Source organism: Thalassococcus halodurans, assembly GCF_900108225.1.
Lineage (GTDB): Bacteria > Pseudomonadota > Alphaproteobacteria > Rhodobacterales > Rhodobacteraceae > Thalassococcus > Thalassococcus halodurans.
The window spans coordinates 915561-937280 of the sequence record NZ_FNUZ01000002.1 but is presented as its reverse complement, the minus strand read 5'-3'; the positions used below and the strand labels follow the sequence as shown (position 1 = coordinate 937280).

Annotated in this window: 22 protein-coding genes; 13 read left to right on the top strand and 9 right to left on the bottom strand. The window is 57.6% G+C overall.

Translation table 11 applies throughout. The features are described 5' to 3' along the window. Nucleotides 1-59 precede the first annotated feature (59 nt). The 5 genes from C4S59_RS09535 to C4S59_RS09515 all read left to right on the top strand — a co-directional run bounded on the left by C4S59_RS09535 (nt 60) and on the right by C4S59_RS09515 (nt 4988). Complete coding sequence (locus C4S59_RS09535) at nt 60-1115, top strand: Gfo/Idh/MocA family protein (protein WP_103910204.1); 1056 nt, start codon at nt 60-62, stop codon at nt 1113-1115. 114 nt (nt 1116-1229) lie between these two features. Next, the gene (dctP, locus tag C4S59_RS09530) at nt 1230-2240 is read left to right on the top strand and encodes a TRAP transporter substrate-binding protein DctP (protein WP_103910203.1); all 1011 of its coding nucleotides are present in this window, start codon (nt 1230-1232) and stop codon (nt 2238-2240) included. A gap of 59 nt (nt 2241-2299) precedes the next feature. Then, nucleotides 2300-2860 carry a TRAP transporter small permease gene (locus C4S59_RS09525; RefSeq protein ID WP_103910354.1) on the top strand — a complete coding sequence of 187 codons (561 nt, stop codon included), beginning with the start codon at nt 2300-2302 and terminating at the stop codon, nt 2858-2860. Beyond that, nucleotides 2857-4152, top strand: coding sequence for a TRAP transporter large permease (locus tag C4S59_RS09520; protein ID WP_103910202.1), 1296 nt, complete (start codon nt 2857-2859; stop codon nt 4150-4152). The genes C4S59_RS09525 and C4S59_RS09520 overlap by 4 nt, the downstream gene beginning before the upstream one ends. Continuing rightward, a complete protein-coding gene (locus C4S59_RS09515) occupies nt 4149-4988 on the top strand; it encodes a shikimate dehydrogenase (RefSeq protein WP_103910201.1) in 840 nt (279 codons plus the stop codon). The genes C4S59_RS09520 and C4S59_RS09515 overlap by 4 nt, the downstream gene beginning before the upstream one ends. Here the strand turns inward: C4S59_RS09515 and C4S59_RS09510 are convergent, their stop codons facing one another. From C4S59_RS09510 to C4S59_RS09485, 6 genes are all read right to left on the bottom strand, one after another. After that, nucleotides 4989-5753: an HpcH/HpaI aldolase family protein gene (locus C4S59_RS09510; RefSeq protein WP_103910200.1), complete on the bottom strand. Its 765-nt coding sequence runs from the start codon at nt 5751-5753 to the stop codon at nt 4989-4991. It lies immediately after the preceding gene. Between the two features lie 135 nt (nt 5754-5888). Continuing rightward, nucleotides 5889-6866 (bottom strand): branched-chain amino acid ABC transporter permease, encoded by a 978-nt coding sequence (locus C4S59_RS09505; protein WP_103910199.1) that lies wholly within the window; start codon nt 6864-6866, stop codon nt 5889-5891. 4 nt (nt 6867-6870) lie between these two features. After that, nucleotides 6871-7737 (bottom strand): branched-chain amino acid ABC transporter permease, encoded by an 867-nt coding sequence (locus tag C4S59_RS09500; RefSeq protein WP_103910198.1) that lies wholly within the window; start codon nt 7735-7737, stop codon nt 6871-6873. Next, nucleotides 7737-8453, bottom strand: a complete 717-nt coding sequence (locus tag C4S59_RS09495) for an ABC transporter ATP-binding protein (protein WP_103910197.1) — start codon at nt 8451-8453, stop codon at nt 7737-7739. The genes C4S59_RS09500 and C4S59_RS09495 overlap by 1 nt, the downstream gene beginning before the upstream one ends. After that, complete coding sequence (locus C4S59_RS09490; protein WP_234994725.1) at nt 8450-9208, bottom strand: ABC transporter ATP-binding protein; 759 nt, start codon at nt 9206-9208, stop codon at nt 8450-8452. The genes C4S59_RS09495 and C4S59_RS09490 overlap by 4 nt, the downstream gene beginning before the upstream one ends. A gap of 33 nt (nt 9209-9241) precedes the next feature. Continuing rightward, nucleotides 9242-10510, bottom strand: coding sequence for an ABC transporter substrate-binding protein (locus tag C4S59_RS09485; RefSeq protein ID WP_103910195.1), 1269 nt, complete (start codon nt 10508-10510; stop codon nt 9242-9244). A 273-nt stretch (nt 10511-10783) separates the two neighbouring features. Between C4S59_RS09485 and C4S59_RS09480 the strand changes: the two genes are divergently transcribed. Continuing rightward, complete coding sequence (locus C4S59_RS09480; RefSeq protein WP_268810624.1) at nt 10784-11932, top strand: muconate/chloromuconate family cycloisomerase; 1149 nt, start codon at nt 10784-10786, stop codon at nt 11930-11932. Between the two features lie 7 nt (nt 11933-11939). Here C4S59_RS09480 and C4S59_RS09475 read toward each other — a convergent pair whose 3' ends face one another. Together C4S59_RS09475 and C4S59_RS09470 are read right to left on the bottom strand one after the other, a co-directional pair. Next, entirely contained in the window at nt 11940-12830 is an 891-nt protein-coding gene (locus C4S59_RS09475) for a LysR family transcriptional regulator (RefSeq protein ID WP_103910194.1), read from the bottom strand. Between the two features lie 96 nt (nt 12831-12926). Continuing rightward, nucleotides 12927-13790, bottom strand: a complete 864-nt coding sequence (locus tag C4S59_RS09470) for a dioxygenase family protein (RefSeq protein WP_103910193.1) — start codon at nt 13788-13790, stop codon at nt 12927-12929. 257 nt (nt 13791-14047) lie between these two features. Between C4S59_RS09470 and C4S59_RS09465 the strand changes: the two genes are divergently transcribed. After that, nucleotides 14048-14422: a hypothetical protein gene (locus tag C4S59_RS09465; protein WP_103910192.1), complete on the top strand. Its 375-nt coding sequence runs from the start codon at nt 14048-14050 to the stop codon at nt 14420-14422. A 2-nt stretch (nt 14423-14424) separates the two neighbouring features. Further along, on the top strand, nt 14425-15261 hold the full coding sequence (locus C4S59_RS09460) for an alpha/beta fold hydrolase (RefSeq protein ID WP_103910191.1): 837 nt from the start codon (nt 14425-14427) through the stop codon (nt 15259-15261). Nucleotides 15262-15275: 14 nt separating this feature from the next. On the opposite strand, the gene C4S59_RS09455 is transcribed toward C4S59_RS09460, so the two are convergent. Then, nucleotides 15276-15497, bottom strand: a complete 222-nt coding sequence (locus C4S59_RS09455) for a sulfurtransferase TusA family protein (RefSeq protein ID WP_103910352.1) — start codon at nt 15495-15497, stop codon at nt 15276-15278. Between the two features lie 93 nt (nt 15498-15590). Here C4S59_RS09455 and C4S59_RS09450 point away from each other — a divergent pair, with 93 nt between their 5' ends. The 5 genes from C4S59_RS09450 to C4S59_RS09430 all read left to right on the top strand — a co-directional run bounded on the left by C4S59_RS09450 (nt 15591) and on the right by C4S59_RS09430 (nt 21706). Then, nucleotides 15591-16334, top strand: a complete 744-nt coding sequence (locus tag C4S59_RS09450; protein ID WP_103910190.1) for a cytochrome c biogenesis CcdA family protein — start codon at nt 15591-15593, stop codon at nt 16332-16334. Between the two features lie 125 nt (nt 16335-16459). Continuing rightward, a complete protein-coding gene (locus C4S59_RS09445; protein WP_103910189.1) occupies nt 16460-17689 on the top strand; it encodes a hypothetical protein in 1230 nt (409 codons plus the stop codon). After that, on the top strand, nt 17686-19047 hold the full coding sequence (locus C4S59_RS09440; RefSeq protein WP_103910188.1) for a cytochrome P450: 1362 nt from the start codon (nt 17686-17688) through the stop codon (nt 19045-19047). Before C4S59_RS09445 ends, C4S59_RS09440 begins: the two co-directional genes overlap by 4 nt. A 223-nt stretch (nt 19048-19270) precedes the next feature. Continuing rightward, nucleotides 19271-20170 (top strand): fructose bisphosphate aldolase, encoded by a 900-nt coding sequence (locus tag C4S59_RS09435; RefSeq protein WP_103910187.1) that lies wholly within the window; start codon nt 19271-19273, stop codon nt 20168-20170. Nucleotides 20171-20407: 237 nt separating this feature from the next. Beyond that, nucleotides 20408-21706, top strand: coding sequence for a DUF3422 family protein (locus tag C4S59_RS09430; protein WP_103910186.1), 1299 nt, complete (start codon nt 20408-20410; stop codon nt 21704-21706). The last annotated feature ends 14 nt before the right edge of the window (nt 21707-21720 follow it).

Genomic DNA, 21720 nt, shown 5'->3' with positions numbered 1-21720 from the left:
TTTCTGTCGGTGTCGGGGAAATGCGGGCACTTTGATGCACGTCGGGAGGACATCTGAATATGAAGACGAAGACGCGCCTTGCGATTGCGGGGTTCGGGCTGATCGGCCGTCAGCACGCCAAAGCCATCGCAGAAAGCGACCATGCGGAACTGGGTGCGGTGATTGACCCCAGTGATGCTGGCCAGAAGGCTGGCGCGGATTTGGGCGCAAAGGTTTTCGCCGATCTTGATCAGTTCTTCGCGGCGGGCGGCGCGGACGGCATTCTTCTGGCGACGCCGAACACACTGCATGTTGAACAGGGTTTGCAGTGCGTCGAACTGGGCATTCCGATGTTGATAGAAAAGCCGATTGCCACGCGGTCAAGCGATGCATGGGCCTTGGTGGAGCGTGCGAAACAACAGGATGTGCCATTGATCGTGGGACATCACCGCCGCCACAGTCCCTTGATGCAATCCGCCAAGGCCGCAATCGACGCAGGACAGATCGGTGACATCCGCGCGGTTCAGGCGATGTGCTGGCTCTACAAACCCGACAGTTATTTCGATGAGGCCGACTGGCGCAAGAAGCCCGGGGCAGGGCCCATCGCAGTCAATTTGGTCCACGACATCGATCTGCTCCGCTACCTGTGCGGAGATGTCAAAACGGTCCGCGCGGTGGCCAGCCCATCTTTGCGTGGCTATCAAAATGAAGACGTCGCCAGCGCGCTGCTTGAGTTCGAATCGGGGGCGATTGGAACCATCACCGTGTCCGATAGCATCGTGTCTCCGTGGAGTTGGGAGCTTACAGCCCGCGAAAATCCGGCCTATCCTCCACAGCCTGAAAGCTGCTATCTTGTCGGAGGGTCGCACGGATCATTGTCTATTCCGGATATGAATCTGTGGAGTTACGGCGAAAATCCACGGCATTGGTGGCACCCGTTGGGCGTTGAAACGCGTGGCGTTGATCCCGAAAACCCGTTGGTTAAACAAGTCGACCACTTTGTTCAGGTCATCCAAAAATCCGCTAAGCCCTTGGTTTCCGGCGAGGAAGCAACAAAGAGCTTATTGCTCGTAGAGGCCATTCAGCGTGCGGCGCAAACCAGCGAAACTGTCAGGATCGACCGTGGTGGATTCTGAGAATTCGAACGTTTAGCAAAAATATCTGATATTTTTAAAAATATCTTGCAAAGCTGCGGTGACCAAGCAAACATGTTCGCCACAAGAGGATTTAAAACGTCCAGGGAGGATGAAATGGACTTCAAACTGACACGTCGTGCCGCGCTTGGCGCAGCACTTTCCGCAACGATGCTTGCAGGGTCCCTTGGTCCCGCTTTGGCGGCGGACAAAATGACTTTCACCATGGCAACAGCCGGTTCCGAGACTGACCAGCGTTCCGCTGCTCTGGCGAACGTTTTCGCGCCGATGGTCGCAGACTTCGCTGACTACCAGCCGGGCTACAACGGCACTCTGTTCGCACAGGGCACCGAGCTTGAGGCGATCAGCCGCGGCAACCTGACCATGTCCATCGCGTCCGCGCAGGAAATGGCTCAGTTCTTCCCCGAGTTCTCGATCTTTGCGACAGGTTACGTCCATCAGGACGCCGCGCATCAGGTTCGTGTCTTCAACGACCCGCTGATGGACCCGTTCAAGCAGAAGGCCGAGGATGAGCTGGGCGTAAAGCTGCTGTCGGTTATGTATCTGGGTCGTCGTCACGTGAACCTGCGCCAGACGCGCGAAGAGGTTGATGTGCAGACACCGGCAGACCTTGCTGGCGTGAACCTGCGTATGCCGGGCACAGATGCATGGCAGTTCCTGGGTTCCGCTCTGGGGGCCTCCCCGACACCGATGGCCTTCAACGAGGTTTACACAGGTCTGGCGACAGGCGCTGTTGACGGTCAGGACAACCCGCTGCCAACAGTCGTGGACAAGAAATTCTACGAAGTGACCAAGCAGATCGCGCTGACGTCGCACCTTGTCGACCTGAACTACATCGCGTTCTCGAAGGCGGTTTGGGACGAACTGACACCTGATCAGCAGATCACCGTGCAGCGCGCCGCAGACGCGGCTGCCGCTTGGGGTCGTCTGAAGCAGCTGGATCTGGAAAACAACCTGGCTGACTTCATTCGCAGCCAGGGCGTAGAAATCTACACCCCCGATCTGGAAGCCTTCCGCACACACGTGCAGGCACAGTATGCTGGCAGCGAAGTCGCCGCATCCTGGCCGGAAGGTGTTCTCGAGCGCATCAACGCTCTGGGCAACTGATCTGATCACGACTTAGTGGCCCCGTTTCAGGGGCCACACCTGTGCTGACGGGGGACATGATGAAAACGATTTCAACTTGGTTCCGACACGGCACCGAAGCCATCGCTGCCAGCTTCTTGGCGGCGATGTTCATTACCTTCCTTCTACAAATTTTTTCGCGCTATGTGCTGAAGACACCCTTCGGCTGGACGCTTGAACTGTGTTTGATCCTTTGGGTCTGGATCGTGTTTTTCGGCTGCGCCTTTCTGGTGCGCGAAAACGATCATGTGACCTTTGATATCTTCTATCTATCAGCCCCGCGCCGCGTGCAGAAAGTGCTGGCCCTGATCTCGGCTGCGGCCATTGCTACGGGCATGCTGTATGCGTTTCTGCCCACGTGGGATTACATCGACTGGATGAAGATGCGCAAAACAACAACGGTCCGTAACCCGTTGGACGGAAATAAAATTCCGATGCGCACCATCTTTTCGATCTACGCGATGTTCATGTTGGTCGTAGCTGCGCGCTACATTTGGCGCTTTGTCGGTGTGCTGCGCAACGGACCGCCCGAGACGGACCACGAACTTCCCGGACACGATCACGAACCGCCGGCCATCCAAGAAGGGGATGAAGTGGTATGAGTATGGAACTTGCGCTCTGCCTGATTACCCTGTTCGGGCTGGCAGGCATCGGGACACCTATCGGCTATTCGATCATGCTGGCGTCACTGGTCTATCTGGGCATGGCCGGTATGGACCTTGCGCTGACGGGCGAAAAGATTCTGCAGGGTTTGTACAAAAGCTTTGTACTACTGGCGGTGCCGCTGTTCATCGTGGCCGCCAACATCATGAACGCGGGGACAATTTCCGAACGGCTTCTGAACTTCTGCGTTGCAGCCGTTGGCCGGTTCCGTGGGGGGCTGGGCCATGTAAACGTGGTCGCATCGCTGATTTTTTCCGGCATGTCTGGCTCTGCGGTCGCGGATGCGGCAGGCATCGGTAAAATCATTATCGAGATGATGACTAAGGATGGTCGCTATAGCGGCGGGTATGCTGCGGCGATCACGGCGGCCTCGGCCACCATCGGCCCGATCATTCCGCCGTCGATCCCGATGGTGCTGTATGCGCTGGTATCTAACGCATCCATCGGCGCGCTGTTTCTGGCGGGCATCGTGCCCGGTCTTGTGATGGGTGCCGTTCTGATGGCTATGAACACCTATCTGGCCCACAAGCGTGGTTTCGCATTGGAAGAGCCCGTGCCCCTGCGCCAGTTGCCCAAGGTCACAGCTAACGCTTTCCCGGCGCTGCTGATGCCGGTGATCCTGCTTTACGGCATCTACGGCGGTGTTACCACGCCGACCGAAGCCGCCGCCGTGGCCGCGCTTTACGCGCTGTTGTTGTCTGGTATTTTCTATCGCGCTTTGTCGCTTAAGGGGCTGTACAGCATCTTCGTGGAAAGCGCGCGGGCCTCTGCGTCTGTCGGGGTGGTCATCGGTGGCGCGCTGATCCTGAACTTTATCGTGGTCTCCGAAAACATTCCGGGCATGGTGTCGGCCTACCTGACGGGCATCGACATGCATCCGCTGATGTTCCTGCTGCTGATCAACGTTTTGATCCTGCTGTTGGGCTGTGTGCTGGATGCGACGACGATCATTCTGGTCATCGTGCCGCTGTTCATCCCCGCCTGTAAGGCGCTTGGGATTGATCTGGTGCACTTCGGTGTTCTTGTTGTCGTGAACTCGATGATCGGCCTGATCACACCGCCCTATGGCATTCTGCTGTTTGTCATCAACGCGGTCACAGGCATTAAACTGCGCGACATCATTAGCGAAGTCTGGGCGTTCTTGGGCGTATTGCTATTGGCACTGATTGTCCTAATCCTGTTCCCCGATCTTGTCCTTTTCCTGCCGCGTCTGTTTGGATACGCGGGATGAAGGCCGGATTGATCGGGCATGGGATTGGGCAATCCCTGACCCCCGCGATGCACGAGGCCGAGGGCCGCGCCCTTGGCTTTGACTACACCTATCAGCGCTTTGACACGGGCGAGGCGCCTTGGTCGGGCATGAGCCTGCCGGACATTCTGGATCATGCCGAGGCCAGTGGTCTGGCAGGTGTGAACGTCACGCATCCGCACAAGACCGAGGTGGGCACCTATCTGGATCATCTGGAAGGACCTGCGCAGGATCTGAACACCGTCAACACTGTCGTATTCCGCGATGGGAAACGGGTGGGGCATACCACAGACTATTCCGGTTTCCGCGAAGCGATGCGGCGGACAGGTGTAGCCTTGGCTGGGAAACCTGTCGCGCAGTTCGGGGCAGGGGGCGCTGGTACCGCGACGTCGTTGGCTCTGCTTGACGAAGGCGCCGACCTAAGCATCGTGGACGTCGATCTGTCCCGCGCCGAGGCATTGGTCACCCGCTTGAAAGAGGTCCGGCCCACCGCGCAAGTGCAGGCTGTGTCCGGCAGCGATATCGAATTGAAGGCCATGTCGGGCGCTGTGAATGCAACACCCTTGGGCATGAAATCATATCCGGGAATGGCGTTTGATCCAGCGAACCTGCCGGACGACGCGTGGGTGGCGGATATAGTCTATTTTCCGATGAACACCGCGTTGTTGCAAGCAGCCCGCGCGCGCGGCCTACAGGCGTTCAACGGTGGCGGTATGGCGCTTTATCAAGCGGTCTTTGCGTTTGATTTGATCACTGGCCACACGCCCGATGAGGGGCGTATGGCCGAATGTTTTGCCCGTTTATCGGGCCAAAGCTAATCAGTCGAACTGTTCGCGCAGATTTGCTACGGCCTGTGCGAGTATCACCAGATCAACGCCCACAGCGGTAAACAGCGCGCCTTTGGCCATGAAATGCTTGGCCATATCCACATCCAGCGCCATCACACCGGCAGGGACGTTCACCGCCTGAAGGCGTTCGATCCCATTCTCGATCGCGGCGACCACTTCAGGGTGGTTCACCTGACCGGGGTGGCCCATGCTTGCGCTTAGGTCAGAGGGGCCGATGAATACTGCATCGACACCGTCGATATTTGCAATGTCTTCCAGCGCGTCCATACCGGCCACGGTTTCGACCTGAACGATCAGGCACAGATCCTCTTCGGCTGTTGTGTAATAATCCTTGATCTTGCCGTAGCGGGTGGCGCGGGTCATGCCGGCCATGCCGCGAATGCCGCGCGGGCCATAGCGCATCGCATCAACGGCAGCCTGTGCTTCTTCTGCGGATTGTACGAACGGCACCATCAGCGTCTGCACGCCCATGTCCAGCATACGTTTGATCAGGACAGGGTCGTTTCCGGCCACACGGGCAGTCGCAGATACCTCGGGCACGGCGGCCAATGCTTGAAGCGCAGGCAGCACTTCGACGGTTTCGATGGCTGAGTGTTCACAATCGATCAGGACCCAGTCGTAGCCGGCCCCGCCCAACAGTTCGGCAACGGTGTTGCCCCCGATTGAATTCCACATGCCAAGCTGATGAGCGCCCGACAAAATGGACGCTTTAAAGTGGTTTTTGGGATTTTTCATGATGGTTGACTTCTGTCTTTGAAGGGATCGGCAGTGTACTGCGGATGCCTTGGGAAGACCAGAAAACAACGCCGAAAAACCGCAGGCCAAGGGTGATTTGGCCTGCGGTTCGGTATCGGGTTGTGCGGAGGCTCGTCAGCCGTCGCTTCGGCGCGTCACAGGGAACAGTGACACTGGTTTCCAACGCTGGATCAGACCCCAGAGTCCTTTCGGTTCTACAAGGATGATCACCACGGAAACCGTGCCGAGGATAACCATGTACCACGATCCCAGATCGGCCAGAAATTCGCGCAATACAAAGAACAGGATGATGCCAAGGATCGGTCCCTCTAGCGTGCCGATGCCACCGATCACCACGATGAAGATCACCAGCACGGACCATTCGTTGACCGAGAAAGCCGCATCAGGTGTCACGCGCAGTTTTTGCAGGAAGATCAGCGCTCCGATCAGGCCGGTGATGCCTGCTGTCACTATGTAGATCAGGAACTTCAGCTTGCGGGTTTCGACGCCCACGCTGATGGCTGCTTCATCGTCGTCGCGCATGGCAGACAGCGACAGGCCAACGCGCGATCGCATCAAAGCCCAGATGCCCAAGACAACCGCCAGCATGATGCCCAAAGCGATCCAGTAGGTCATGCTTTCCCGCGCCGATCTGCTGGATGCCATCGCTTTGACGATGTTAGCGGGCAGGGAAATGCCGCTGCCGCCTCCAAGGGCAGGGATTTGGGCAAAGACCAGTCGGTAGACCTCGGCGATGACCCAAGTGCCGATGGCAAAATAGGGGCCCGACAGGCGGAAGGCGACAAAGGCTGTGGGCCATGCGATCAGCGCGGTCAGAAGGCCTGCCAAGGGAAGTCCGACAAGAACAGGCACGCCAGCAAACATCGCCAGCGAGAAGATCAGGTATCCACCCAAGCCAACGAAGGCCTGCTGGCCGACCGAAATCAGACCCGAGTAGCCTGCAAGCAGGTTCCAGATTTGTGCAAGCGCGAGGAAATAGAACACCTCGATCAGCAGGCGCATGGTGCCGCGGCTGGCCCAGTAGGGACCCAGCAGAAGCGCGCCGATGATAAGTGCGAAAAGGCCGAGACGGAACATGTTTTGTGTCGACATTTGCTTAACCCCGCTGCTTGGGGAACAGGCCCTGAGGGCGCAGAACAAGGATGATCAGGAACACGATGTGCCCTGCAAGAATTTGCATTCCGGGATCGATTTTCGCACCCAGACCCTGAGCCACCCCAAGGATGACGCCACCCGCCAAAGTGCCCCAGAGCGATCCCAAGCCGCCGATAATCACCGCCTCGAATGCAAAGAGCAGACGGACAGGGCCCGCGGCAGGATCAAAGTTGGTTTTGACCGCCAGCAAAACACCGGCCAAGGCAACGACGCCGGAAGCCAGGGACATGGCAATGGCGAAGAGGTGCTTTTTGTTGATGCCCATCAGGCTGACAGTTTCGGGATCATCCGATGTCGCCCGCAGTTGGCGGCCAACAGCAGTATGTGCAAAAATCCAGTTCAACAGGGCGATGACCGCGATGGCCGAGACGAACAGCAACAGTGGGATCACCCCGACGGCCAAACCGCCGCCAAGCGGGATCGCAGCGGTGTCAAGCGCCCCCGCGCTGACGCGGCGGCTGTCGGCTGAGAAGGTTTCCAGCATCAGGTTCTGCAGGATCACCGACAGACCGAACGTCACAAGGATGGATGGCAAAAGGTCTTTTCCGGACAGCCGGTTAAGGACCACTCTTTGACCAATGTAACCGGCAACCATCATGGCAGGGACAATCGGCACAATGGCCCAAAGCGGGCTTAGTCCGGTCAGATCCACGAACACCAGTGTCAGGAAGGCGGCTGCGATGATGAAATCACCGTGGGCCAGATTCACAAAGCGCATGATGCCGAACATCAGGGAAAGACCCGCCGCGAACAGCGCGTAAAGCCCCCCAAGCAAAATGCCTTGTAGGATAGCGTTGATCCACTCCATCACGCGTGCTCCTTCTTGCGGCCAAAGTAGGCTGCGGAAATGTCTGCGCGGTCCAGCGTGGCCGATGGGCCCTCAAGGCTGATCCGGCCCTCTTGCAGGCAATAGAGCCTGTCCGAAACGGCGACGGCCTGTCCGATGTCCTGTTCAACCAGAATGACGGACGTGCCGTTTTCGCGGATGCGGGGCAGCGCGCTATAGATGTCGCGGATGATGACGGGGGCCAGGCCAAGGCTGACCTCGTCCAGCAACAGGATTTTCGGGTTTGCCATCAGCGCACGGCCAATCGCGACCATCTGCTGTTGGCCACCCGAAAGAAGTGTCGAAGGCGTGTTGGCCTTTTCCGTCAGAATGGGGAACAGGTCTTCGACCGCTTGCAGGTTCCATGGGCCTTCGCGGGCCACTGTGGCCCCCAGCAACAGGTTTTCACGCACGCTAAGTGACGGGAACAGCCTGCGGCCTTCAGGAGACATGGCAATGCCAAGCTTGGCGATTTCGTGCGCGGGATGTTGTGTCAGGTCGGTGCCGTCGAAAGTCAGGGATTGCCCCGGAACGGGCAGAAGCCCAGTCAGCACCTTGAGGAATGTCGATTTCCCAGCGCCATTGGCCCCGATCAGAGCGACGCTTTCGCCTTCGCTGATGCGAAAATTCACGCCGAATAGCGCCTGAAAATCACCGTAGAAGGCGTCAAGCGACGAGGCGGTCAGCAAATCTGTCATGCTTCGATCCCCAGATAGATTTCCTGCACGTCCTTCGAATTGAACGTTTCTTGTGGGTCGCCTTCGGCCAAAACCGCGCCGAAGTTGATGACCACCAGCCGATCGACCACGGCCAACAATGCGTGCACGACGTGTTCGATCCAGATGATCGACGTGCCGGATGCGCGGATGTTGTTGATGGTCTGCACCAGCGTTTCGCATTCGTCCTCTGTCAGGCCGCCTGCGATTTCGTCCAGCAGTAACAGCGATGGTTCCGTCGCCAGCGCGCGGGCCATTTCAAGGCGTTTGCGATCCAGAAGGCGCAGCTGACTGGCTGGGACATCGGCAAGATCGCCCAATCCCAGATCCTCGAGGATTTCGAGGCTTTTGTCTGTGGCATCCGGCAGGCTAAGCGCCCCGCCATTGGTGGCGGCGACCAGCAGGTTTTCCAAAACTGTCATGCCGTTGAAGGGTTTGGGAATCTGGTAGGTGCGCCCAACGCCCATGCGACAGCGAAGGGCGGGTGTGCTTTTGGTAACGTCTTGACCAGACAGAATGATCTGGCCTTCGTTCACAGGCTGGGTGCCTGCGATCAGGTTGAACAGCGTGGATTTTCCAGCACCGTTCGGGCCAATGATCCCAAGCGCTTCGCCGTGTTTCAGGGTCATCGATACGTTGTTCGTGACCTGCAAAGCCCCATAGGATTTCGAGAGGTTGCGCACCTCGAGGATGTTTTGCGATGTGTCTGTCATATGCGTGCAGCAAACCGGACGCATTTCTGCGTCCGGCTCGATGCAGTCCCCCGATGATTAGTTGCCGATCAAACGGACGTCTGCCGTTTTGGCGATATTCGGGTGATCACCGTTTTCAACGATGTCGATCACGGGCTTGCCATCAACGATCCGCCATTGGCCACCCACCAGAGGTGTCTTGGAGATATTCGGCACGGGCCCTGTCTGGAAGTTGATCGGACCAACGATGGACGCATAGTCCGTCGCGGCAATCGCATCGCGGATCGAGGCCGGATCGCTGGGGTCTTCGGTACGGCGCAGGGCGTCGATAGCGATTTCGAACAGCGAATGCTTGAAGCCCAGCGGCATGGTCCAGACGTTGCCTGTAGCTTCCTCGTAGGCGGCTGCCAGTTCTGCGGATGTCTGGCCGTTGAAACCGGACGAGAACGGGTGGTTCGGCGACCACCACAGCTCGGTTGTCAGCGCTTCACCACGATCACCCAAAGACGAGATAACCTGCGGGAATTCCAGCGCTTTGCCGAATGTCACGACCTTGGGATGGAAATCCTGCTGGGCGGCTTGCAGCCAGAAGGTTGTGAAGTCCGGCGGCGGCACAACGCCCGTGACGATCTCGACACCTGCCGCTTTGAACGCGGAAATCTGGGCCGAGAAATCATCCGAGAGGATTTGATAGCGACCGGGGTCGACCAACGTATAACCGCGGGCCTCTAGCAGCGGGGGATAGCCACGCTCGGGATCGCCAAAGGCGTTGCCATCCGGATCGTTCGGCCACAGGGCGCCAACGACCTTATTGGTTGCGACCTGATCCCACGTGCCGATGTTGGCCGATGCAATGTCTTCCAGACCCCAGAAGAAATGGAAGGTCCAATCAAAACCCTTGGACGGGTCGCCCTGACGGCCGAAGAAATGCGGCTGCCACGGGGTATCGTTGGTGATGCAGGGCACCTCGTTCAGTTCCGCCTGATCCGCGACAGGGTTTGTGGTATCGGGCGTCGAGGTGGCGAGGATCAGGTTGACCTCTTCATCAAGGATCAGCTCCTGAGCAACCGTCGATGCGCGGTTCGAACTGGACTGGCTGTCCTTGACGATGAATTCGATGTCATAGGTTTCGCCCGCGATTTCCAGCCCACCGGCAAGCGCAGTTTGGAACTGGTTCAGCACAAACGCATCGGATTCCGCGAAAACGGCCAGCGGGCCTGTTTGCGGCGAAACGAAACCGATTTTGATTTTCTTGTTGGCTGCCAGCGCGGGTGTCCCCAGTGCTGCTGCCCCTGCGATTGCGGCGGCTCCTCGGCCGAAATCGCGACGTGTGATCTTTGTTGTCATTGGTTGTCCTCCACTTCCAATAATCCTGCCTTTGCGGCTTTTGGCGAAACGGTGGTTGGACGGCCGGATTCAAGCAATGCTTGGACAGGTATGGGGTGATACCGGCGGCTAACTTCTTCTGATAAGGCAAGAAATGCTATAATCGGCCATACGCAAAATGCATCGAAACCTGTCTTTTTGGGTATCACCTGAGACCCGCGTTATCATCGACAGAAAACACCCCGAAAGCGCAATCTAGGCCTTGGCAGTCAACGACACCAAGGAACCAGAGCTGTGCCCAAAATTGACGTGATCGAAACCATGATCGTGGATGTCCCGACAATCAGAGGGCATGTCCTGTCTATGGCAACGATGCGGACGCAAACGGCTGTTCTGGTCCGGATACGGTTTTCTGACGGCTCCGAAGGGCTGGGGGAAGGGACGACCATCGGCGGTCTAAGCTATTGTCCGGAAAGCCCTGAAAGCATTCAGTCGGTGATCGAAACCTACATCGCACCTGGCATTGTCGGGCTGGATGGGGATGACATCAATGCGGTCACGCAACTGGTTGATCGCATGGTGCAAGGCAACCGGATTGCCAAGTCCGCGATCGAGACTGCGCTTTGGGATGGTCTGGGAAAACGCCTTGGCGTGCCTGTGTCGCAGTTGTTCGGCGGTGCGGTCCACAAGCGGCTTCCTGTGGCGTGGACGCTGGCCTCGGGCAACTCGGACACGGATATTGCCGAAGCCGAAGAGATGATCGAGCGTGGTCGTCACAACATATTCAAACTGAAAATCGGCAAACGGGCCGTCGCTGACGACGTTGCGCATGTGTCAAAGATTGCCAAGGCGCTTGGGGATCGGGCCAGTATCCGCGTGGACGTCAATCAGGCGTGGAGCCTGCAGGACGCGCGCTGGGGGCTGAAAGGCCTGCAAGAGGCGGGCTGTGTTCTGGTCGAGCAACCGATCAAGGCACGCTATCGTCACGCCATGGCCGAGCTGACTGCGAAATACGAAATCGCACTGATGGCGGATGAAATTCTGAACGGGCCGGAAGATGCGCTTGTGGTTGCCGCCAACCATTGTGCCGACGTCTTTGCCGTGAAGGTCGCGCAATCGGGTGGCCTGAAACGCGGGGCCGAAGTTATTGCCATTGGTCAGGCGGCAGGGCTTGGGCTCTATGGCGGCACGATGCTTGAGACGGGGTTAGGCACCTCGGCGGCGCTGCAGCTGTTCGCGACCGTTGACCGGTTGGAGTGGGGGACGGAACTGTTCGGGCCGCTGCTGTTGACCGATGAAATTCTGGCCAACCCGATCGTGTACAAGGATTTCAATGTTGAAGTCCCGCAAGGTCCCGGCATCGGGGCCGAACTGGATATGGATAAGGTCAACTTCTACAGCCGCGACCGGAGCAAAACCGTCAGGGCTGTGTCTGGAACGTAACCGGTGATCAGATCGTCTTGCGCGCGACGCTTTGGGCGATCCTGATAAAGTTGTTGATGTGGCGTCCCTGTTCATCCAGCCGATAGTTCACCGACAGCGATGTCACGCCCAAAGGCGGATTGATCTTGTGAAACCGCATGCCATTGCGCGTGGCGGTCCCGACAGAGGCAGGAACAACACAAATCCCTTCGCCAATCGACACAAGGCTAAGCGCAGTTTGCAAGTCCATCGTCCAGACGCGGCGCGACGTGTCGACACCCATCGTTTTGCAATAAGACAGCACCACATCGGCAAAGCTGGGGCGGGGAAACTCAGGATAGAGGATCAGGCTGGGGGCCTTGAGCGTCCGTAGGTCCAGCCCGCCGGGGCCGTTGACTTCAAGCGTGTCAGGCACAGCGGCGATCAGCGGTTCTTCCAGCAGATGTTTTGTGATGAATTCGCTGTCGTGCAGTTCGGGGCGGGAAAAGGCCACGTCGATTTCGCGCGAGATCAGGGCGCGATGCAGTTGCGCGTTGTTCATCGGCAGAAGGCTCAGGTTCACCTCGGGATAGTTCGCGCGGAAAGATTTGATGATGTTGGGCAGGATGCCGAATGTCGCAGACCCGACAAAGCCCACACGCAGACGGCCCTCCGCACCTTGGCCCAATCGACGCACCTCAAGACAGGTGTCATCCAACTGGGCCAGAATGGATTTGCCACGCTCCAACAGCCGTTCGCCCGCTTGGGTCAGGCTGATCTGGCTGCGGCCCCGGTTGAACAGGGTGGCGTCCAGATCGGTTTCCAACTGCTTGATCTGGCGGCTTAGGGGCGGCTGCGCCATGTCCAGACGTTCGGCGGCGCGCCCAAAGTGTAGTTCTTCTGCGACGGCGATGAAATAGGTCAACTGTTTAAAGTTCACGGCGCGCTTCCTTTTGGCTCTATGGATAGGCTAAAGCCGAAAACGTGAACAGACCCCCAAAGGATTGGGGGCCTGCGGCATAACCGGACATGGGCCTTATTCGGCGGCCATGGCCTGCGGTGTCAAAACGAAGTCGAACTCGAGATGCACATCCGTGCCGTGTTCTTCTTTCGCCGGTTTGAATTTGCCGATCAGGCTGTCCTTCACCGCAAACACGCTGTCATCTTCCAGCCATTCGCTGTCCGCATCGTAGATTTGGCTGATCAGCGGGCGGTAGCCATCCTTCGAGATGATAAAGTGCATGTGGCCCGGACGGTTGGGGTGGTGACCCATGTAGCGCAGCAGTTCGCCCGCTGTTTCGTCCTCGGGGATCGGGTAGGGCACGGGGCGCACGGCGACAAAGGCGTAGTGGCCGTTTTCATCGGTTTCGAAACGACCGCGCAGGTTATATTCCGGCTGATCGGGATCGAGGTTTTCGTAGATGCCGTTCGGCGCGTCTTCCCACACATCCAGTGTCACGCCGGAAATGCCGTTGCCATCCTTGTCGCGGATGTAGCCTTCGTAATAGGCGGTTTCTTCGTTGTCGAAGTGCTTGAGGATTGTGGAGGCGCCCTTGGGCAGGACCGGCGGGTTTTCACGATAGAACGGGCCAAGAACCGTGGACTCGCTCGCGTCGCCTTCGACGGGGTTGGTCATCATGTCGACCAGCGTTTCAACACCCAGAATGTCGGCGAGCAGGATGAATTCCTGACGGCTTTCGTTACACAGCTTGCCTGCGCGCTCGAGGTAGAAGCACGCGTCAAGAAATTCGCTGTGCTGCAGTTTCACGTCTTTGACAAAGCTGTGCAGGTGTTTGATCAGCGATGTCATGATCTGGCGCTGGCGATCCGAAATTTCTCCGTGTTCCCCAAGGCTTGCGGTCACGACGTCGGTGATATTCTCTTCTGTAACGATGCCCATCTGTTTGGTCTCCTCCTGACAGCACGGGTAGATTGTCGGGCTCTCCTCGGGCCCGTTGACCACAGACTTGTTAGAAATCCTGCCTCATCCCAATACCTTTTCTGGTATTGGTTGATACCGATCCAGCATCTGGTGTGCTGGTGGAGGCTGTTACAGAAGGTGGCTGATAAGGGTATGGGCTCATACCCGCTGTGGCATAGAGTTCACCGTACGCCTGTGGCACCCGATGGGTCTGCCGACCTAAGGGAGACAGCAAGGTGATCGACATCTTCACGCATATCCAGAAAACACTAGATCAAACACCGCACCTGTTGCGGTTGGGGCGTTTGTTCTCGGAAACTGTTCTGATCGAAGTGGACGGAGAGGAATTCTATCTGACCTTCGAAAAGGGCCACCTTGTTGCCGTTGTTGAAGGCCCGAGCCGGAAAACACCGTGGAGCTTTGCTTTGCGCGTTGATCGCGATGCTTTGGACAAGTTTTGGCAACCGCTGCCCGAACCGGGGTTTCACGACATCTTCGGCTTTGTGAAGATCGGTCGCGGGCGCGTGGATGGCGATATCCTGAAGCTGGTTAAGAACCTGCGGTTTTTCAAAGAAGTCATGGCGCTGCCGCGCGGAATGAAAGGGGCCTGAGGATGACAATCGAAGCAATCACAGGCCGCTATTTAACCGTTCAGATCGCCGGTGCACCGCGCCGGATCTATTTCGAAGAAGCAGGCCAAGGCCGCCCCGTGATCTGTCTGCACACCGCAGGCGCGGACACGCGCCAATGGCGGCATCTGATGAATGATGCCGAGATCACATCGTCAAACCGGCTGATCGCGTTTGATATGCCGTGGCACGGCAAATCCCTGCCGCCCGAAGGGTTTGAAACCGAAGAATACCTGCTGACGACCGAAGCCTATATCGAAACGGTTCTGGCCGTGATCGACGGGCTGGATTTGGGCAAACCCGTACTGGCGGGCTGTTCCATGGGCGGGCGCATTGCGTTGCAGCTGGCCGCGCTTCACCCTGACAAGTTCAGCGGATTTATCGCAATCGAGGCGTCCGATTTCCAACCAGCTTGGTACGATATCGATTGGTTCCATCGCCCCGATGCGCATGGCGGTGAAATGGGGGCGGCGCTGGTATCGGCCAATATCTCGCCCTATGCGCCGAATGCGGAACGCTGGAATACGCTTTGGATGTTCATGCAAAGCGGGCCGGGGGTGTTCCGTGGGGATCTGAGCTTTTACACCAAGGATGACAGCCTGATCCCGCGCTTGCCGACTATCGACACGAGCCAGACGCCCGTGCACATCATTGTGGGTGCCTATGATCTGACCTGCACGCCCGAAGACGCGAAGCGAACAGCAGACGCAATTCCCGGCGCAACGTTGGCTGTGATGGATGAGTTGGGCCACTTCCCGATGAGCGAACATCCAGAAGGCTTCCGCCCGTTTTTTGTGGATGCCTTGGCGAAAATGCCCTGAGCAAACCGTCTGGGTCATCCTTTGCGGATATCCCAGACCATCGCGTCGCCATCTTCGGCCTGAGCGATCAGTTCGTGACCCGCTTCGGCGCAGAAATGCGGGATGTCGATGATCGCGGCTGGATCATCCGTGGTGACCTGAAGAACATCGCCATGATCAAGCGCCATCAGACGCTTGCGCGCTTTCAGAACGGGCAGGGGACAGAGCAGTCCGCGGGCATCAAGTGTGTTGTTCATAATCAGTGACATAGGTCTGATATTTCAGCCTGTCCACAGAGATGTGACAGGATTTCCAGTGACCTTGTCCGCGATTTGATCTAACGCTGGGCCATGTTCGGAATTGAGATCATAGACGCAGGTCTGTTGCCTGCCTTGTTGGTGGCGCTGGTCGCAGGCGTTATCAGCTTTCTAAGCCCCTGTGTCCTGCCTGTTGTGCCGCCTTACCTGGCCTATATGTCGGGCACGACCATGTCGGATTTGAACAGCGGCAAAAACCGCGCGCTTCTGCCTGCACTGTTTTTTGTCATGGGGTTGTCGACGGTCTTTTTGATCCTTGGCTTTGCGGCTTCGGCCATCGGGTCGGTGTTTTTGCAATACCAGTCATGGTTCAACACCTTTGCAGGCATCCTTGTCATGATCTTCGGCGCGCATTTCGTGGGCGCGATCAACATTCCTTTCTTGAATCGCGAAGCGCGTTTTGATGCTGGTGATCAGGGCGGTACGGCGTTCGGTGCGTATCTTCTAGGGCTGGCGTTTGCATTCGGCTGGACACCTTGCATCGGCCCACAGTTGGGCGCGATCCTGTCGTTGGCAGCGTCCGAGGCGAGCATCAGTAAGGGGTTGATCCTGCTGGGCGTTTATGCGGCAGGCTTAGGCATTCCCTTCCTTCTGGTCGCGGCCTTCCTGCCGCGGCTGACGGGTCTGATGGCTTGGATGAAACGCCATATGGAGCAGATCGAACGCATCATGGGGCTTTTGCTTTGGACCATTGGCTTGCTGATGCTAACGGGCGGCTTCTCGGCACTGTCGTTCTGGCTGTTGGAAACCTTCCCCGCTTTGGCAACACTGGGCTGATCCGGACTTGATGCGGAAAGCGCAACAATGCGCGCTCTTGCGCGGTGATTGTCCCGTTTTGCCTTAAACCTGCCTGAAACCGGCGTTAGCTTATGCGCAAATGTCAGTGTTTAAATGGATGAGTGATGGCTGAGACGGGGCAACAGGTGAAAGCGCGGCGGGTGTTTTACATCCCCGGCTATGATCCGATCCATCCCCGCCGCTACCGTGAACTTTACCGGAAGGAAGGCGCTTCGCAGGCCGCTATCTCTGGCTACGATCTGACACTGCGCCCCAAACAAGCCAAGGGCACCTATGGCTGGCATGTGGATGGGCGCTTTGACGGGCAGGACACACAGGCAGATATCGATGTGCTGGTCTGGTCCGACATCGTCCGCGACAGCATGTCTAACAGTATTCCGGCAACCTATGGTCAACTGGTGCGCACCGCATGGGCCTATATCGGCTCGGGTGCGCTGTGGCGTCTGATGCGGCTGCGCAAGGGGCCGGTGATTGCGGCGCTTTATCCTATCGGGATGTTGCTATTGCAGTTGGTTGTCGCCGTGCTGATTGGTTGGCTGCTGTACAGTCTGGTGATCTATTTCGCGGCGGAGTTCGGGGTTCTTGCGCGTTTGATCGGCGGTATCGCGGCTTTGGCCCTAATGGTTTTTGTACTGAGGTGGTTCAAAGCCAAAGACGGCAAACTTTTCGCCTACTACCTCATGCATGACTATAGCTATTCCGCCAAATGGAAGGGTGCGAACCCGCCCGAGCTTGAGGCCCGCTTGACAGAATTCCGCGCTATGATCGCGGATGCGTTGAAAAGCGATGTGGATGAAGTGTTGGTGGTTGGCCATTCCTCGGGCGCGCATCTGTCCGTGTCCATCCTTGCCGATTTGATCCGTGCAGGCGACGTACCTGATGACGGGCCAGCCTTGGCGTTTCTGTCACTGGGGCAGGTGGTGCCGATGGTGTCGTTCCTGCCTAAAGCTGACCGCCTACGCGCAGACCTGCATTTCCTGGCCAGTCAGGACGTTCTGACTTGGGTCGACGTTACCGCCCCCGGCGATGGCTGTGCCTTTGCACTGTGTGACCCTGTTTCGGTGTCCGGCGTCGCGCCAACTGACAAACGCTGGCCTTTGGTGTTTTCTGCACAGTTCACCAAGTCGCTGAAGCCCGAGACATGGAAGGCGCTGCGCTGGCGGTTCTTCCGCCTGCATTTCCAGTATCTATGCGCTTTCGATCAGCCGCTGGACTACGACTACTTCCAGATCACCGCAGGTCCAGTGACTTTGGGCACCCGTTATGCAGACCGTCCGCCGTCGGCCAGCCGGATCGATTATGCGGTGTCGAAATACACGTCGATGTCCGCATGATCCCGCCCAAACCCCCATCCCGACCTAATAAGGTGCCGCTCTGGCGCTACGCCAAGCTGTTCAAGCAGGACATCCTGTCGGCGCAGCCAGCGCGGCTCTATCGTGCGTGGATGGCCGAGTTTAAAACGCCGTTCTTCAAATCTTTCCTGATCAACCAGCCTGATCTGGTGAAGACTGTGCTGAAGGACCGCCCAGAAGATTTCCCGAAATCCGGTCGTGTCAGCGAAGGGTTACGGCCCCTACTGGGGGACAGCGTGTTTCTGACCAACGGGGCGCAATGGGAACGCCAGAGGCGTATCATTGACCCCGCGTTCGAAGGCGGGCGGTTGCGCGATACGTGGCACCCGATGCGCGAGGCGGCAGAGGCCGCTGTCAAACGCTTGCAGGCGCGGGCAGGGAGCATTGTCGAGATCGAGGAAGACGCCAGTCACGCCGCGGCCGATGTCATCTTCCGCACGCTGTTTTCTATTCCGATCGAAGACCGAATGGCGCAGCAGGTGTTCCACGAATTCCGCGCCTATCAACGCAGCCAGCCTATCGTGAACATCGCGGCCCTTATCCCTCTGCCCCGCTGGATGCCGCGTTTCTTCCGACAGGATACACGGCAGGCGGCGGATCGTATCAGGGGGCTCATCCGGCAACTGACGGAACGCCGTCTGGACGAAATCAAGAAGGGAACTGCACCGGATGATCTGGCGACCAAGATCATGACCTCGGTCGATCCGGACACGGGCGAAACCTTTGATATCGACGAAATGGTTGATCACGTCGCGATCTTCTTTCTGGCAGGCCATGAAACCTCTGCCTCGGCTTTGGCGTGGGGGCTTTGCCTGCTGGCGATCTATCCCGAGTGGCAGAAGAAAGTAGCAGACGAGGCAGCCGCGTTTTCTGGCGACTTCTCTGATCTGTCGAAATTGCGCGTGACGCGGGATGTGTTCCGCGAAACCCTGCGGCTCTACCCCCCGGTGCCGATGATGGTCCGCGAGGCTGCGCGCGCTGAAACCTTCCGTGATAGGCGGGTGCCCAAAGGCGCGCAGGTGGTTCTAAGTCCGTGGCACCTGCATCGCCATGAACGGCTTTGGGACAACCCTGATAGCTTTGACCCAAGCCGCTGGGCGACCGAGAACGGCAAAGCCTGCGCCCGCGACGCCTATATTCCGTTTTCAGCGGGTCGGCGCGTGTGCACCGGTGCGGGGTTTGCGATGGCTGAGGGCGTTTTGTTGCTGTCCGCGATCATTGGGGCGTTCCGTATCGAGGCTATCGAGGGCCAAGTCCCCGAACCCGCCGCGCATCTGACGGTGCGGGCCAAGCACGGTATTCATCTGCGGATAGAGGTGAGAGGTAGCGAGGGCCTTTAAGCCATTCGAAGCGACCAAACATAGCTACGCTTTTCACTATGTAAAATGGCGCAGCTCCGCTCTAGAAAAGTAGAAAATGTTTTGCGCGCGTAAAGATCCGTTCCACATAGCTGTGAAGAAATTCAATGCGTTAGCGCTAAACATATGATTGTCTATCTATCTTCGCTTCGCGCGATGGATTATTGAAGCCGGAAATTGGGACAGCCAAGGGAATTTCGGTTCAATGAGTCACACGTCTGAACGCTTTGACGCACAAGCAGCCCGTATCACATCGGGCAAAGGCTTTATCGCAGCTCTGGATCAGTCGGGTGGATCGACGCCAAAGGCGCTGCGTCTTTATGGCGTGGAAGAGTCCGAATACAACGGCGACGAAGAGATGTTCGGCGAAATCCACAAGATGCGTGCCCGTATCATCACCGCACCTGACTTCACGTCGGAAAAGGTTCTTGGCGCGATCCTGTTTGAACGCACCATGCGTGGCGACGTGGATGGCAAGCCGACAGCCGCTGCGCTGTGGGAAGACCGTGGTATTGTTCCCTTCCTGAAGATCGACAAAGGTCTGGAAGACAAAGCCAACGACGTTCAGGTGATGAAACCGATGCCCGGTCTGGAAGACCTTCTGGCTGAGGCGGCGGGCCATGGTGTGTTTGGCACCAAAGAACGCTCGGTCATCCATGCTGCGAATGCCGAAGGGATCGAGGCCGTTGTTGCCCAGCAGTTCGAAGTGGCGCGCACTGTGATCGGCGCGGGTCTGGTTCCGATCATCGAGCCGGAAGTCGACATCCATTCCGACACCAAGTCCGAAGCAGAAGCGATCCTGCATGACGCGCTGGCAAAGCATCTGGATACTCTGGCCGAGGGTCAGGACGTCATGCTGAAGCTGACGATCCCGAACCAAGCGGGCCTCTACGATGATCTGGCAGATCACGCGCGTGTCCTGCGTGTTGTTGCGCTGTCGGGTGGTTATAGCACGGACGAAGCCTGCGCCCGTCTGGCCAAGAACACCAAGATGATCGCAAGCTTCAGCCGCGCGCTGACAGAAGGTTTGTCCAAGAAACAGTCTGACGCTGATTTCAACGCGGCGCTGGGCGCGAACATCGACAAGATCTATCAGGCGTCCTGATCGGCCTGATCCGGTAAATACCGTTAGATTTCAAAACCGTGCCTTGGAAAACAGGGCGCGGTTTTTTCGTTGGTCACTGGCTTGGCGCTTGTTTCCGATAGTGGCACGATGATTTCCATCGTCAAATTGTATGCCATTGTGTTCCTTTAACATTTTGAAATTGTTGATCTTTTGCTTTACTTGTCAAATCATGCGCGTATCTAGTGAAATTTAACCAGTCCACGATGGAGGGCGCGTATGTCGCCAATCACTGATCACCCGCTTCGATACAAACTGTCGAACGAACTGCATGCGCGTCCTTTTCCAGCACTGAAGGCTCCGTGCCGTGCGGTTTATCTGGCTGTGAAAAAGGCAGAAGAGGCGGCGTCGCGGGATCGCAATCTGGATCTGGAACATCTGTTCGATCTGTTGGACCGCTATGGTGCCACGCACCCGCAGCCTGGTGCCACGCATTACTTTGGCAAAATCGGCCAGTACATGTTGAAGTGGGAACAGCACACGGAATTTGTGACCTATACGGTCTTTCTGAACGGCCTGTCGGATCGCCCGTTTGACCCCGCTGATTTCGAGGTCTTCCCGAATGACTGGCTGGAACGCGCTCCGGGTGTGCGGATGACGTCGGCCCTGATCCGCTGTGCGCTGCGTCCTGACGACGCGACGATGGAGCAGCACATCGAAGACTGGTTCGTCTCGGAATCCGTGGCGATGTCGTCGGTGATCGATGATCAGGCCGTGATCGCGGGGGATTTCCGTATTGATACGGCCGGGCATTTGCGGTTCGGCCTGTTCGTGGGCCCTGATGTGGGCGAACGCCGCATGGGCCGGATTGTTCAGCGTCTCTGCGAGATCGAGACATATAAGGTCATGTCGATGCTTGGCTTTACACGGGTCAAGTGGATCGCCCCGCGCATCAGCGAGATCGACAAAGAACTGACCGATCTGATGGATGCCATGACCCATGGCAACAAGCGCACTGATCAGACGTTGAAATCGCTTCTGTCGGTGTCGGCCGAGCTGGAAACACTCAGCGCGCAGACCTCGTTCCGGTTCGGGGCGACAGGGGCCTATGAGGCGATTGTCACCCAGCGGATTTCGGTTTTGCGCGAAGAGCGGTTCAATGGTCGCCAGACCTTTGCCGAGTTCATGATGCGCCGGTACGATCCCGCGATGCGGACGGTGAAGGCGACCGAACAGCAATTGGCCAATCTTTCGAACAGGGCCATGCGCGCTGCGGATTTGCTTCGTACGATGGTTGAGGTCGAACGCTCGGCCCAGAACCAACAATTGTTGGAAAGCATGAACCACCGCGCCGATATGCAGCTTCGCTTGCAGGAAACGGTTGAAGGCCTGTCCGTGGTCGCGATCAGCTATTACGCCGTCTCGCTCATGAGTTATCTGCTTTATCCGGTGGCCAGCCTAATCGGTCTGTCAAAGGGCATGCTCACGGCCTTGGTGACTTTGCCGGTGGTTCTGTTCGTCTGGATGATGATCCGGCGTATTCGCAAAATGGTCGAGGCCAAAGGCCCCGACATGTAATTTGCATTGCTTTG